Annotated in this window: 13 protein-coding genes; all 13 read left to right on the top strand. The window is 46.6% G+C overall.

Annotated features, from left to right (window positions below; genetic code table 11):
• Positions 1-58: 58 nt before the first annotated feature.
• The 13 genes from tsf (at position 59) to N6H06_RS14965 (ending at position 15,003) form a co-directional block, all read left to right on the top strand.
• Positions 59-943 carry a translation elongation factor Ts gene (tsf, locus tag N6H06_RS15025; RefSeq protein ID WP_062750661.1) on the top strand — a complete coding sequence of 295 codons (885 nt, stop codon included), beginning with the start codon at positions 59-61 and terminating at the stop codon, positions 941-943.
• Between the two features lie 81 nt (positions 944-1,024).
• On the top strand, positions 1,025-1,753 hold the full coding sequence (pyrH, locus tag N6H06_RS15020) for a UMP kinase (protein WP_062750660.1): 729 nt from the start codon (positions 1,025-1,027) through the stop codon (positions 1,751-1,753).
• A gap of 3 nt (positions 1,754-1,756) precedes the next feature.
• Positions 1,757-2,314, top strand: a complete 558-nt coding sequence (frr, locus tag N6H06_RS15015) for a ribosome recycling factor (protein ID WP_062750659.1) — start codon at positions 1,757-1,759, stop codon at positions 2,312-2,314.
• Positions 2,315-2,430: 116 nt separating this feature from the next.
• Positions 2,431-3,204: an isoprenyl transferase gene (locus N6H06_RS15010; RefSeq protein WP_062750822.1), complete on the top strand. Its 774-nt coding sequence runs from the start codon at positions 2,431-2,433 to the stop codon at positions 3,202-3,204.
• Between the two features lie 15 nt (positions 3,205-3,219).
• Positions 3,220-4,017: a phosphatidate cytidylyltransferase gene (locus tag N6H06_RS15005; RefSeq protein WP_263707439.1), complete on the top strand. Its 798-nt coding sequence runs from the start codon at positions 3,220-3,222 to the stop codon at positions 4,015-4,017.
• Positions 4,018-4,084: 67 nt separating this feature from the next.
• A complete protein-coding gene (locus N6H06_RS15000) occupies positions 4,085-5,224 on the top strand; it encodes a 1-deoxy-D-xylulose-5-phosphate reductoisomerase (RefSeq protein ID WP_263707438.1) in 1,140 nt (379 codons plus the stop codon).
• A gap of 24 nt (positions 5,225-5,248) precedes the next feature.
• Positions 5,249-6,505 (top strand): RIP metalloprotease RseP, encoded by a 1,257-nt coding sequence (rseP, locus tag N6H06_RS14995; protein WP_263707437.1) that lies wholly within the window; start codon positions 5,249-5,251, stop codon positions 6,503-6,505.
• A gap of 34 nt (positions 6,506-6,539) precedes the next feature.
• The gene (locus N6H06_RS14990) at positions 6,540-8,240 is read left to right on the top strand and encodes a proline--tRNA ligase (protein WP_263707436.1); all 1,701 of its coding nucleotides are present in this window, start codon (positions 6,540-6,542) and stop codon (positions 8,238-8,240) included.
• Positions 8,241-8,299: 59 nt separating this feature from the next.
• The gene (locus N6H06_RS14985; RefSeq protein ID WP_263707435.1) at positions 8,300-12,592 is read left to right on the top strand and encodes a PolC-type DNA polymerase III; all 4,293 of its coding nucleotides are present in this window, start codon (positions 8,300-8,302) and stop codon (positions 12,590-12,592) included.
• A gap of 201 nt (positions 12,593-12,793) precedes the next feature.
• Positions 12,794-13,264 (top strand): ribosome maturation factor RimP, encoded by a 471-nt coding sequence (gene rimP, locus N6H06_RS14980; RefSeq protein WP_062750653.1) that lies wholly within the window; start codon positions 12,794-12,796, stop codon positions 13,262-13,264.
• Positions 13,265-13,294: 30 nt separating this feature from the next.
• Positions 13,295-14,401 (top strand): transcription termination factor NusA, encoded by a 1,107-nt coding sequence (nusA, locus tag N6H06_RS14975; RefSeq protein WP_011247074.1) that lies wholly within the window; start codon positions 13,295-13,297, stop codon positions 14,399-14,401.
• Between the two features lie 21 nt (positions 14,402-14,422).
• Complete coding sequence (gene rnpM / locus N6H06_RS14970) at positions 14,423-14,698, top strand: RNase P modulator RnpM (RefSeq protein WP_011247073.1); 276 nt, start codon at positions 14,423-14,425, stop codon at positions 14,696-14,698.
• Positions 14,695-15,003, top strand: coding sequence for a L7Ae/L30e/S12e/Gadd45 family ribosomal protein (locus tag N6H06_RS14965; protein ID WP_011247072.1), 309 nt, complete (start codon positions 14,695-14,697; stop codon positions 15,001-15,003). Before rnpM ends, N6H06_RS14965 begins: the two co-directional genes overlap by 4 nt.

The raw sequence follows: 15,003 nt of genomic DNA, 5'->3' as shown, positions 1-15,003 counted from the left end.
TTTACTTCCCTTTTTTTGTGGAAAAAGGGAAAACACGTACTGAAGGAGGCAATACTTAATGGCAGTAACAGCTAGTATGGTAAAAGAACTGCGCGAAAAAACAGGCGCAGGCATGATGGATTGTAAAAAAGCGCTTGTCGAAGTAGACGGAGACATGGAAAAAGCAATTGATTATCTTCGTGAAAAAGGCATTGCAAAAGCAGAGAAAAAAGCAGACCGCGTTGCCGCGGAAGGCCTTGCTTCTGTTGTGACAGAAGGAAACAAAGCCGTTATTCTTGAAGTAAACTCTGAAACGGATTTCGTTGCCAAAAACGAGAATTTCCAAGCGCTTGTAAAAGAATTAGCTGGACATATTTTGGCTGAGGAGCCTGCTGACGTAGAGGCGGCTCTTGCGCAACCATTCAACGGTGGGAGCGAAACCGTGCAAGATCACATTAATACAGCAATTGCTAAAATCGGCGAAAAGATTTCATTGCGCCGCTTTACAGTGGTGGAAAAAGAAGACGCTGACGTGTTTGGTTCTTACCTTCACATGGGTGGCCGCATTGGCGTTCTAACGGTTATTGGCGACTCTTCCGACCAAGAGTTGGCGAAAGACATTGCTATGCACGTGGCAGCGATCAACCCGACTTACATTTCACGCGATGAAGTGACAAAAGACGTTGTTGACCGTGAGCGGGAAGTGCTGAAGCAACAAGCCCTTAACGAAGGCAAGCCTGAAAACATTGTTGAAAAAATGGTCGAAGGCCGCCTAAGCAAGTTCTTTGAACAAGTCTGCTTGCTAGACCAGCCGTTTGTTAAAGATGGCGACCAAAAAGTCGGTAAATATGTGAAGAGCAAACAAGCTTCTGTTAAATCGTTTGTCCGCTATGAAGTTGGCGAAGGCATCGAAAAACGCGAAGACAACTTTGCGGAAGAAGTTATGTCGCAAGTGAAAAAGTAAATCGATAGAGAACGTGGGAAGGGGACACTGCGAGAAGTTGTGTCCCTTTTTTCAAAGACTGTTTTTTGAAAGTCACGGATAATGGAGGTTAAGATAAGCGTGTATAATCGTGTCGTTTTAAAATTAAGCGGAGAAGCATTAGCAGGAGAGCAAGGCTATGGCATTGATCCAACTGTCATCCAATCGATTGCTAGGCAAATTAAAGAGATTACCGAACTGAACATTGAAGTGGCAGTCGTCGTTGGCGCCGGCAACATTTGGCGGGGCATGGCTGGAAGCGCTCAAGGCATGGATCGGGCAACAGCAGACTATATGGGAATGCTTGCTACAGTTATGAATTCCCTTGCCTTACAAGACAGCCTCGAAGCAATTGGCGTCGAGTCCCGTGTGCAAACGTCGATTGAAATGCGGCAAGTAGCAGAACCATACATACGTCGCAAAGCGATTCGCCATCTACAAAAAAAACGTGTTGTAATTTTCGCAGCAGGAACAGGCAACCCGTATTTCTCAACAGACACTACCGCTGCTCTACGGGCAGCTGAAATTGAGGCAGAAGTGATTTTAATGGCGAAAAACAACGTCGATGGCGTCTACAACGCAGATCCGCGCGTGGACGACAAGGCGCAGAAATTTGACACGATTACGTACATGGATGTCCTCAAAGACGGTTTGCAAGTCATGGATTCGACGGCGTCGTCTTTATGTATGGACAACGACATTCCGCTTATCGTATTCTCAATTATGGAAGAAGGAAACATAAAACGCGCCGTGTTAGGCGAAAAAATCGGAACAACTGTAAGGGGGAAATAACCAATGACAAAGGAAATCAAGGCAGATGCAAAAACACGGATGGACAAAGCCATTGACGTGCTGTCACGTGAATTAGCGAAATTGCGTGCAGGCCGTGCCAACCCAGCTTTGCTCGACCGCGTAACGGTAGAATATTATGGAGCGCAAACGCCGCTCAACCAGCTTGCTTCAGTCACGGTGCCAGAAGCGCGCCTATTGCTTATTACACCGTATGACAAGACGGCTGTTGCTTCAATTGAGAAGGCGATTTTAAAATCCGATTTAGGCCTTACGCCATCAAACGATGGTCAAGTCATTCGCATTGCGATTCCGCCTCTTACGGAAGAACGCCGGAAAGAGCTTGTGCGATTGGTTAGCAAAACCGCTGAAGAATCAAAAGTGGCCGTCCGCAACATTCGCCGTGATGCCAATGATGAATTGAAAAAGCAGCAAAAAGACGGGGAAATGACGGAGGATGAACTTCGCAGCGCCACTGACGATATCCAAAAACTGACTGACACGTACGTTGCAAAAATCGACGAAAAAGCAAAACAGAAAGAACAAGAAATCATGGAAGTGTAACACGTTTATGTGTATGATGAAGAGTAGTAGGAGACCCTCTTAAGCAAGGGGGTTTTTTACACTTTTCCAGCTGGATGCAGGCTGGCCTAGAGCGCCAGCGAGATGGAGGGCGTAAAATGCTTGAGAGATTTTCAAAATGGAGGCAAGCCTTTACGGATACAGAAGATGAGGAGCCTACATCAATAGACCCTCAGAATATACCGAGGCATGTCGCCATTATTATGGATGGAAATGGCCGTTGGGCCAAAGAGAAAGGGCTACCGCGTATTGCTGGGCATAGGGAAGGCATGAAGACGGTTAATAAGATTGTTCGTGCTGCCAATACCCTCAATATTGAAATATTGACGCTTTATGCTTTTTCAACAGAAAACTGGAAACGCCCGAAAGCGGAGGTCGAATTTCTGCTAAAATTGCCAGAACGCTATTTGAAAAGCGAATTGCCGACGCTAATAGAGGAAAATGTGCAAGTGCGTTTAATGGGTTCAAAGGACGGTTTGCCTTCGTATACACTCCATGCAGTGGATGAAGCAATTGAAAAGACAAAGCATAATACGGGACTGATTTTAAATTTTGCTTTAAACTATGGAAGCAGGTTCGAACTTACGAGTGCCATGCAACAAATTGCCAAAAAGGTACAGCAAGGCGAGTTGATGCCAGAGCACATTTCAGAAGAAACGATTAGCGCCCACTTAATGAGCAACCATTTACGTGATCCAGACTTGCTTATTCGTACGAGCGGAGAGTTGCGTTTAAGCAACTTTATGTTGTGGCAGCTCGCATATAGTGAATTTTTGTTTATGGATGTGTATTGGCCAAACTTTACTGAGCACCACTTCTATAAAGCGGTCTTAACGTATCAGAATAGGGGGCGGCGCTATGGCGGCGTGTAGGAAGGAGATGTGTAAGTGAAGACACGAGTAGTTACAGGCTTATTTATTGGTGCCGTCATCTTGGCTATGATCGCACTTGGCGGCTGGTGGTTTACGACTTTTGTTAGCTTGATGGCCACCATCGCTATGGCCGAGCTATTAAGAATGAAAAAAATTAGCGCTCTTTCTTTGCGTGGCATCGTCGGCCTCGTTTCAATGTGGTTGTTGCTCATTCCTGACACGCTTTTTCATAGCGTCATTCCCCTAAATGTGACAAAAGTAGAGCTGTTCCTATTTTTAATCTTAGGTTTATTATTGCTGACAGTATTGACGAAAAACAAATTTACATTTGATGAAGTTGGTTTCGTGATCGTATCAAGCGTCTATATTGGCTTTGGCTTCCATTACTTAATTTTGACGAGAGCGATTCCAGACGTAGGCGTATGGCTTGTCTTATTTGTGATTGTATTAATTTGGACAACCGATTCAGGGGCCTACTTTGTCGGAAAAGCAATCGGCAAGAACAAATTGTGGCCAGATATTAGCCCAAATAAAACGATTGAAGGTTCGATCGGCGGGATTGTCCTTGCTGTTGTCGTCGGTACGATTTTTTATATGATCCATCCATTTTTCAACTCATACATAATTGCGCTTTGCATCATGCTTGTTACGGCCGTGTTTGGTCAATTGGGCGATCTTGTTGAGTCAGCCTTAAAACGGCATTATGCTGTAAAAGATTCAGGCAATGTTCTGCCAGGACATGGCGGCATCCTCGATCGGTTCGACAGCTTGATTTATGTTATGCCGATTCTCCATTTGCTACAGCTTTTGTAATCCGAAAAGCTAGCTATAGAACAAACTGTTTAGCAAACATGAATCTTTCATAAGGGAGGCGAGTATAGTGAAACAAATCAGTTTGCTTGGATCGACAGGTTCGATCGGCACACAGACACTGGATGTGATCCGTGATTATCCAGACGAATTTACGCTTTCGGCGCTCGCGTGCGGGACAAGTTTAGAGTTATGCCGCAACCAAATAAAGGAATTTCAACCAAAGCTCGTCTCAGTACAACGCCCGGAAGACGCACAAACATTAGCAGGGGAATTCGGTGAATCTATTGAATTCTTATATGGAGAAGAAGGCTTAAAAGAGGTGGCGCGTTATAGCGAAACTGACATCGTCGTTACAGCCATTACTGGCTCGATCGGGCTTTTGCCGACGCTCAGTGCCATCAAGGCGAAAAAAGCTGTTGCCATTGCCAATAAAGAAACACTTGTCAGCGCGGGCCATCTTGTTGTCAGTGCGGCAAAGGAAAACAATGTGCCGCTCATTCCTGTGGACAGCGAGCATTCCGCAATTTTCCAAGCGCTGAATGGCGAACCAAAGAAAGCGGTCGACCGTTTGATTTTGACTGCTTCTGGCGGCAGTTTTCGCGACAAGAGCCGGGCGGAGCTTGATGGCGTGACAGTCGAACAAGCATTGGCGCACCCGAATTGGTCCATGGGGGCGAAAGTGACGATCGATTCTGCTACAATGATGAATAAAGGCTTGGAAGTGATTGAGGCGAAATGGTTGTTTGGTTTGGATTATGATCAAATCGATGTGTTAATCCACAAAGAGAGCATCATCCACTCCATGGTTGAATATGTAGACCGCAGCGTCATTGCCCAGCTAGGCACTCCCGACATGCGCGTCCCCATCCAGTATGCCTTAACGTATCCAGAGCGTTTTGCCCGCCCGAAACATGACCGTTTAGACTTAGCGGAGCTTGGCAAACTCCACTTCGAAAAAATGGATATGGAGCGTTTCCGGTGCATGAAACTCGCCTACGAAGCAGGGCGCGCTGGTGGAACAATGACGACCGTGCTTAACGCAGCCAATGAAGTAGCTGTATTCCGCTTTTTGCAAGGCGAGATCACTTTCTTGGAAATTGAGCGCATCATTGAAGAAGCATTAAGCGCCCACTCGCCGATCGCGGATCCATCGCTCGAAGAGATCCAAGCTGTCGATGCTTCAATCCGCAAACAGCTCCAAGCATAACAAACCCGAGAGGCGGTATCGTTTTTGAATACATTACTTGCTTTTATTGCGATATTTAGTGTGCTTGTCTTTGTCCACGAATGGGGCCATCTCTACTTTGCCAAAAAAGCAGGGATTCTCTGCTATGAATTTGCGATTGGCATGGGGCCGAAACTATTTGCCTTTGAGCGAAATGACACGATTTACACCATTCGTTTATTGCCAATTGGCGGTTATGTTCGCATGGCAGGCGAAGAGCCTGAGCAGCCAACGATCCGGCCAGGCTATGAAATTGGACTGGTGCTTGACGAGAAAGAAACTGTAAAGGAAATTATCGTTAACAACAAGTCAAAACACCCAGAAGCACAAGTCGTGCAAGTGGAACGGATTGATTTGGTCCATGACTTGTTTGTGGAAACGATCGACGAAGACACTGGCGAACTTGTCCGTTACCAAATTGATGAAAAATCGTTCATCGTCCAAGATGAAGTGGCGCAAATCATCGCCCCATGGAACCGCCAATTTGGCTCAAAACCACTGCCAAAAAGGGCGATGGCGATCTTTGCTGGACCGTTGATGAATTTTATACTTGGTTTTGTGATTTTACTCGGCTTAAGTTTGTACCAAGGCGTGCCTCTTAGCTCAGAAATTGTTATAAGTGTGGAGGACTCTCCTGCTGAAGCAGCTGGACTTCGAGACGGCGACGTTATTACAGCGGTCAACGGTGTAGAAGTCGATTCTTGGAAAGAAATGACAACAGAAGTCAAAAAATATCCTGGTGAAGAAGTGAGCATTGATTATGAGCGCAATGGAGAAGCGCTGCAGACAAATGCCACTCTTAGTCAAGTCGAAGTCATGCCTGATGAGTACGAAGGCTTTTTAGGCGTTGGCGGTGTAACTGAATTCTCGCTTCTTGGTTCCTTTCAACAAGCTGGAAACCAATTTATTACGATGGCAACATCTATTTTTGATACGCTTGGTTTAATTTTTACCGGCCAGTTTTCCCTTGATTATATTTCAGGGCCTGTCGGCATTTACGATATTACAGACCAAGCCGTTTCTCTTGGCATGTTGACCGTTATTAACTTTGCTGCATTGTTAAGCATCAACCTAGGCGTCATCAACTTAATGCCGATTCCTGCCCTTGACGGCGGGCGCCTCATGTTTTTAGCCTATGAGGGGATCCGTGGCAAGCCTGTTTCGCCAGAAAAAGAAGGCGCGATTCAGTTTATCGGCTTCGCCCTTGTGATGTTGTTGATGATTGTAGTGACATGGAACGATATAAGTAAGCTGTTTTCATAATGAGACAATTGCATAAGAAAGGGAAGTGTGTCACTTGAGACAATCTACTTACTTAGCCCCGACAATGCGGGATGTGCCTGCAGACGCAGAGGCGATTAGCCACCAGCTCATGCTGCGCGCAGGAATGATGCGGCAAATTGCCGCAGGTGTTTATGCGTACTTGCCGCTAGCAAAGCGGACAATCGCGAAAATTGAAGCGATCATCCGCGAAGAATTAGATGCCATTGGCGCCCAAGAATTGACGTTGCCGAGTTTGCATCCAGCTGAACTTTGGCAAGCTTCCGGCCGTTGGGAGGCAATGGGAGATGAGTTAGTGCGCTTAAAGGATCGCCATAACCGCGATTTTGCCCTCGGCCCGACACATGAGGAGGTCATCACCTCTTTAATTAAAGATGGAATTGCTTCCTATAAAAAACTGCCTCTTTGCGTCTACCAAGTTCAGACAAAGTTTCGCGATGAGCGCCGGCCTCGTTTCGGTTTGCTCCGTGGGCGTGAGTTTATCATGAAAGATGCCTATTCGTTCCATGACTCGCCGGAAAGCCTTGATGAAGCATACTGGCAAATGCATGGCGCCTATAGCCGCATTTTCACGCGAGTTGGCCTCGAATTTCGGCCCGTGATTGCCGATTCTGGGACGATGGGTGGCAAAGATACGCACGAATTTATGGCGCTTGCAAGCGTAGGGGAAGATACTGTCGTCTATTCCGATGGATCTGATTACGCGGCGAACTTGGAAATGGCAAAAGCTGCGCTGCCAGAGGTGCCAAGTGTACAAGCACATGGCTTGCTTGAAAAGAGAGCAACGCCGGAAGCAAAAACGGTCGACGAAGCCGCTGAAGCACTAGGTTTTGATGCCGATGACATTTTTAAAGCCCTTGTTGTTGTCGTCGATGATGTGCTATCCCTTTTTATCTTGCGTGGCAACGATGAGCTTAATGAAGTCAAAGCATTGCATGAACTTGGCGCAAAAACGCTGCGCATGGCGAGTGAAGAAGAAGTCGTTGCCGCTTTCGGTGCGACTCCTGGATCGATTGGCCCTGTAGGCGTAAAGGATGTGCCGATTTATGCCGACTACCGGATTCGCAGCATGGAGCGCATTGCTTGCGGCGCCAATGAAACAGGCTACCATTATGTAAATGTCGGCCCAGGCCGCGATTATGAAGTGACCGCCTATAAAGATTTGCGCACTGTGCGCGAAGGCGATCCGTCTCCAGACGGCAAAGGGACGTTGCGCTTTGCTGAAGGAATTGAAATTGGGCAAATCTTTAAGCTGGGTACCCGTTACTCTGAATCTCTCGATGCGAAATATTTAGATGGCCAAGGAAAAGCACAGCCTTTTCTAATGGGCTGTTATGGTATCGGCGTATCGCGGACGCTTGCCGCTGTGATTGAACAGCATCATGACGAGGCGGGCATTGTTTGGCCGAAGGCAGTGGCGCCTTTCGACGTCCACTTATTAGCGTTAAATGTGAAAAATGAAGACCAGAAAACACTTGCTGAACAGCTATACAGCGACATTCGCCAAGCTGGAATCGACGTATTGTATGATGATCGGCCAGAACGGGCAGGCGTTAAATTTAAAGACGCTGACTTAATTGGCTTGCCAGTACGGGTAGCCGTTGGCAAACGGGCCGGAGAAGGCATCGTCGAAGTGAAAGTCCGCAAAACGGGCGAACAGCTAGAGTTGACAGCTAGTGAGCTAGTTCGTTGGCTTAACGATTTTTTATGTGAATAATGCGGAATGCAGGCTGGCTAGTCGTCAGCCTGTTTACGCTTTAGCAAGGAGTGAAACAAATGAGCCAAGCGAAAGAGACGAGAAAAGAGCGCCTTCAACTATTGCTTGACCAGCTGCAAATTCCAGATGACGGCCGCCCCCATTTTCAAGACGGCTACATTGAAAAACTAGCAATCTCAAAAGAACAGAAAGTCTGGCATTTTTTCATTCGATTAGAACGGTTGCTGCCAGCCGAATGGTGCGAACTGTTTAGAGGGCGTCTCGCCCAGACGTTTCGAGAAATCGCCAATGCACGTTGCTCATTTGCATATGCCAATATTGAGACGGATGAATCAGTATGGCGCAGCTATTGGCCTCTTATCGCCAACGAATTGGCGCGTGTCTCTCCACCTCTTGCTGCTACGCTGCAAAAGCAAGCCCCGACAGTCAATGACAATAAGCTGTCTTTAGTAGCGCAAAACGAAGCGGAAGCAGAAGCGATAAAGCGAAAGCTTGCCGATCCGTTTAAAGACATATGCGGCCAGTTTGGCTTGCCTGTGTTGCCCCTTGCAGTCGCCGTACAACAATCACAGGAAGCCTATGATGAGTTTGTCCGCAAACGTGCTGAAGAAGACCGGTCGAAAGTGGTCGAAGCGATGTTGGAAAAACAACGGGTTGAAGAGGAAATGGCGAAGCAAGTAAAACAAGCCAACTTGTCTATGGGTTATCCCATTAAAGATGAGCCGACGCCGCTCGAAGCGATTGTCGATGAAGAACGGCGCATTACCATTCAAGGCTATGTGTTCGCAACAGATATTCGGGAGCTCCGCAGTGGGCGCACATTGCTAACCTTTAAAATGACAGATTACACCGATTCGATTTTAGTGAAAATGTTTTCCCGGGATAAAGAAGATGTGCCCGTTATGCAAGCGGTCAAAAAAGGCATGTGGTTAAAAGTGCGAGGCGGCATCCAAAACGATACATTTGTCCGCGACCTCGTTATGATCGCCAATGATTTTAACCAAGTAACGCCAAATGTCCGCGAAGATACCGCTGAACAAAAACGAGTCGAACTTCATACCCATTCGACAATGAGCCAAATGGATGGCGTCGTTTCTGTTGGCAGGTATGTCGAGCAGGCTGCAAAATGGGGCCATCCAGCGATTGCCATTACGGATCACGGCGTTGTCCAAGCGTTTCCAGAAGCATATGGCGCTGCCAAAAAGCATGACATTAAAGTGATTTATGGCATGGAGGCAAACGTCGTTGATGACGGCGTACCAATTGCTTACAACTCTGACCACCGTCACTTGCTCGAAGAAGAGTATGTCGTCTTTGACGTGGAAACGACGGGTCTGTCGGCTGTCTACAATACGATCATTGAGCTTGCTGCCGTCAAAATCAAAAACGGTGAAATCATCGATACATATGAATCGTTTGCAGACCCAAAAGAGCCTCTGTCAGCAACGATCATCGAATTGACGGGGATTACCGATGACATGGTCCAAGGCGCTCCTGAACCTGCTGAAGTGCTAAAGCAGTTTCGTGAATTTGCCGGCAATGCCACGTTGGTTGCCCATAATGCGAGCTTTGATATTGGCTTTTTGAATGTCGGTTATAAAAAACTGGGCTTTTCGGAAGTCACAAACCCAGTCATAGACACGTTGGAGCTTGGCCGTTTTCTGTACCCAGAATTAAAAAACCACCGCCTTAATACGTTATGTAAGAAATTTGACATTGAGCTCGTCAGCCATCACCGCGCGATTTATGATACACAGGCAACGGCGTATTTGCTTTGGAAAATGGTCAAAGACGCAGCGGAGAAAGAAATTGTTTACCATGATGAATTAAATAACCATATGGGGCAAGGGAATTTTCACCGTCAACGGCCGTTCCACTGCACCTTGCTTGTTACATCGCAAACAGGCTTGAAAAATTTATACCAGCTCGTGTCCATGGCCCATGTTGATTACTATTTCCGGACGCCGCGGATTCCTCGTTCCCAGTTAAATAAACATCGCGAAGGGTTGCTAATCGGTTCTGCTTGTGACAAAGGTGAAGTCTTTGAAGGCATGATGCAAAAATCAGCTGACGAGGTGGAAAAAATCGCCGGTTTCTACGACTTTTTAGAAATCCAACCGCTCAGCAATTATGGACACTTGATTGAACGGGAACTTGTAAAAGATGAAACGGCATTGCAAGAAATTGTCGCCAATATTGTTGCTCTTGGCGAGCGGCTAGGGCTGCCGGTTGTGGCCACAGGAAATGTTCATTATTTAAACGAGGAAGATGCGATTTACCGTAAAATTTTAATTGCTTCCCAAGGGGGAGCGAATCCCCTTAATAAGCAGAAGTTGCCAGACGTCCATTTCCGGACGACCACGGAAATGCTTGAAGAGTTTTCCTTTCTCGGGACAGAACAGGCAGAGAAAGTGGTTGTCACTGCTTCTAATGACATTGCTGCACAAGTTGGTGATGTCCGCCCGATTCCAGATGACTTATATGCCCCTAAAATTGAGGGCGCTGACGACGAAATCCGGAATATGAGCTATGAACGGGCCAAGATGATTTACGGCGATCCGTTGCCGGAACTTGTAGAAGCCCGTTTGCAAAAAGAGCTAAAAAGCATTATTGGCCATGGTTTTGCTGTTATTTATTTAATTTCTCATAAATTAGTTAAAAAATCACTTGATGATGGCTACCTCGTTGGTTCACGGGGGTCCGTCGGCTCTTCGTTTGTAGCAACGATGACGGAAATTACCGAAGTGAACCCGCTGCCGCCTCATTATGTATGCCCGTCATGCAAGCATTCCCATTTCTTCGATGATGGCTCTGTTGCGTCTGGCTATGACTTGCCTGATGCTGAATGCCCAAAATGCGGCAGTATGTATATTAAAGATGGACAGGATATCCCGTTTGAAACGTTTCTCGGGTTTAAAGGCGACAAAGTGCCTGATATCGACTTGAACTTTTCAGGTGAATACCAGCCTCGTGCCCACGCCTATACAAAGGAATTGTTTGGCGAAGACTATGTGTACCGTGCCGGGACAATTGGCACGGTAGCGGATAAAACAGCATACGGCTATGTGAAAGGCTACCAAAGCGACCATGACTTGCTCATGCGTGGGGCAGAAATCGACCGTCTTGTCGCCGGCTGTACAGGCGTTAAACGGACAACGGGTCAGCACCCAGGAGGGATCATCGTTGTTCCCGACTATATGGATATTCATGATTTTTCGCCGATCCAATACCCGGCGGATGACAAAAATGCAGAGTGGAAAACGACGCATTTTGACTTCCATTCAATTCATGATAATTTACTTAAGCTTGACATTCTAGGACACGATGATCCGACGGCGATTCGCATGCTTCAAGATTTAAGCGGAATCGATCCAAAAACGATCCCGACCGATGACCCAGACGTGATGAAAATATTTGCTTCACCAGATGTACTCGGTGTGACGGAAGAACAAATACTGTGCAAAACTGGCACGCTTGGCATTCCTGAGTTTGGCACCCGCTTTGTTAGGCAAATGCTTGAGGAAACGAAACCGAGCACCTTTTCTGAGCTGTTGCAAATTTCCGGGCTTTCCCATGGGACTGACGTTTGGCTTGGCAATGCCAATGAGCTCATTTACAATGGCACTTGCGAATTGAAAGATGTCATTGGCTGCCGTGATGACATTATGGTGTACTTAATTTACAAAGGGCTCGAATCATCACTCGCTTTTAAAATTATGGAGTTTGTCCGTAAAGGCAAAGGCTTGCAGCCTGAATGGGTCGAAGAAATGAAAAAGCATGATGTGCCTGATTGGTACATCGATTCATGCACGAAAATCAAATACATGTTCCCGAAAGCACATGCTGCCGCCTATGTGTTGATGGCTGTGCGGATTGCTTATTTTAAAGTGCATCATCCGATTTTGTATTATGCAACCTATTTTACTGTTCGTGCCGATGACTTTGAACTGGACATTATGATCAAAGGGGCAAGTTCGATTCGTGCCAAAATGGAAGAAATCAATGCGAAAGGCCTTGACGCTTCTCCAAAAGAGAAAGCTGTTTTAACGGTGTTAGAGCTCTCACTTGAAATGTGCGAGCGTGGCTTCGGCTTTCATAAAGTTGATTTATATAAATCATCGGCAACGGAGTTCATTGTCGATGGCGATAAGCTGTTGCCGCCTTTTAACGCGCTAAATGGCGTCGGCACTAATGCGGCGCTCAACATCGTCAAGGCCCGGGAAAATGGTCACTTTTTGTCAAAGGAAGACTTGCAGCAGCGGGCAAAACTGACAAAAACGGTTGTCGAGAACTTGTCTGAACACGGCTGTCTAGAGGGCTTGCCAGAGTCTAACCAGCTATCGTTGTTTTAAAGACGAGCCCGCCTTGCAAGCATAGTGCTTATGTGGTACAATCGTTTATGGTAATAGTTAGCATACGATGATGGAGAAAAGAGTGGGGGCCCCCACTCTTTTTGTTCGCATTGCGGGTTCGGCGTTAAAAGCGCTCTCCCGTTGTGTATGCCTGTTCTAGAAGCGGATACGTTTTTAATGATGTAAAGGAGGAATTGGCGATTGAGTAAAAATGTTTCTCGTATCGTAGAACAACTCGCAGAGCCGATTGTCCGCGAACTTCATTTGGAACTCGTGGAAGTAGAATATAAAAAAGAAGGGCCTAATTGGTATTTGCGTGTGTTTATTGACGCAGACAAAGGGGTCAACTTGGATGATTGCGAAGCTGTGAGTGAAAAGCTGAGCGAAGTCCTGGATGATGTGGACCCTATTAAAGAAGCGTATTTTTTAGAAGTGTCATCCCCTGGGGCAGAGCGGCCGCTAAAAAAAGAAGCGGATGTAAAAAAAGCAGTCGGCAAAGGCGTGTACGTGACAACGTATGAACCAATCGACGGCCAAAAAGCGTTTGAAGGCGTCCTTGTTTCATTTGAAGACGCCACGCTTGTTATTGAAGGAAAAAACAAAACAAGAACAGTGACCTACACCGTGCCATACGCGAAAGTGGCAAATGCGCGGCTGTCGATCCTGCTCTAGTTGCAAGCGAAATAAGGGAGGTTCCTTTCCATGAACAGCGAATTTATGGAAGCTTTGTCAACACTTGAAGCAGACAAAGGCATCAAAAAAGAAGTCATTATTGAAGCAATCGAAGCTGCGCTTATTTCTGGCTATAAGCGCAACTTCGGCCAAGCGCAAAACGTGCGCGTTGATGTGAATCGGGACAATGGCAGCATCCGCGTGTTTGCCCGCAAAGTAGTCGTGGAAGAAGTATTTGATAAACGCTTAGAAATTTCAGAGGCGGAAGCGCAGCGGATTAATCCACATTATGAAGTCGACGATATTGTCGAAATTGAAGTCACGCCAAAAGATTTTGGCCGAATTGCTGCACAAACGGCGAAGCAAGTGGTCACGCAACGTGTTCGTGAAGCTGAGCGGGGTATCATTTATTCTGATTTTATTGACCGTGAAGAAGATATTATGAACGGCATTGTCCAACGTCAAGACCATCGTTTTATTTATGTTGATTTAGGGAAAGTCGAGGCGCTGTTGCCGCTGTCTGAACAAATGCCGAATGAAACGTACAAACATAATGACCGCATCAAAGCATATATTACGAAAGTCGAAAAAACGACAAAAGGTCCGCAAATTTTAATCTCCCGCACGCATCCTGGGCTCTTAAAGCGTTTGTTTGAATTAGAAGTGCCGGAAATTTACGACGGCACAGTGGAAATTAAATCGGTTTCTCGCGAAGCGGGGGACCGCTCGAAAATTGCCGTTCACTCCGACAACCCAGAAGTGGATTCAGTTGGAGCCTGTGTAGGCCAACGGGGCCAGCGGGTACAGACAATTGTCGACGAACTCAAAGGCGAAAAAATTGACATTGTTGAGTGGTCAGAAGACCCAGTTGTCTATGTGGCTAATGCCCTTAGCCCGGCCAAAGTAATGAAAGTCAATGTGCTTGAAGGGGAAAAAATGACACAAGTCATCGTCCCTGACTACCAGCTGTCTTTAGCAATTGGCAAACGAGGCCAAAATGCACGACTTGCCGCTAAGCTGACAGGCTGGAAAATTGATATCAAAAGCGAATCGGAAGCCCGTGAGCTGGGCCTTCTTGATGAGGAAAATGAAAATGATGAGTTAGAAGAATTCACAAATGAGGAAAATGAACGTTAAGAGCAGGAGGCGGAAAATCGCATGAAACAACGGAAAGTACCGCTGAGAAAATGCATTGTGACCAATGAAATGAAACCAAAGCAAGAACTTGTGCGGATCGTACGCACACCTGAAGGCACAGTCGAATTAGATCCCACTGGCAAAAGGAATGGCCGCGGTGCTTATTTGACGAACAGTGAAGATGTGTTTAACACGGCTAAAAAGCGCGATAGTCTAACGCGCCATTTGCAAGTGCAAGTGACCGCAGACGACTATGACCGCTTGATTGCGGAGCGGGTGAAGGTGAAAAAGCGGTGAGCAACGACAAAAAGCTGCTCTCGCTCCTTGGCTTATGTCAACGTGCCGGACAGCTTGTTACAGGGGAAGAATTGGTTCTTGCCGCGATTCGCAAACAGGAGCTGTCAATGGTAATCCTTGCTGGCGATGCTAGCAGCAATACCGAAAAGAAAATCAAGGACAAATGCGGCTATTATAAAATCCCAGTCTATCAAACGAGCGACCGTTTTGCGCTTGGGCAAGCGATCGGTAAAGAAACGCGCGTTGCAATAGGCATAAGGAGTGAAGGGTTTGCGAAAAAAATCGCCGCATTACTGAGCCAATAA

This window comes from Shouchella tritolerans (assembly GCF_025770735.1).
GTDB classification, from domain to species: domain Bacteria; phylum Bacillota; class Bacilli; order Bacillales; family Bacillaceae_D; genus Shouchella; species Shouchella tritolerans.
Note: the sequence above shows the minus strand (reverse complement) of the source record. Positions and strands in the feature narration are given on the sequence as shown.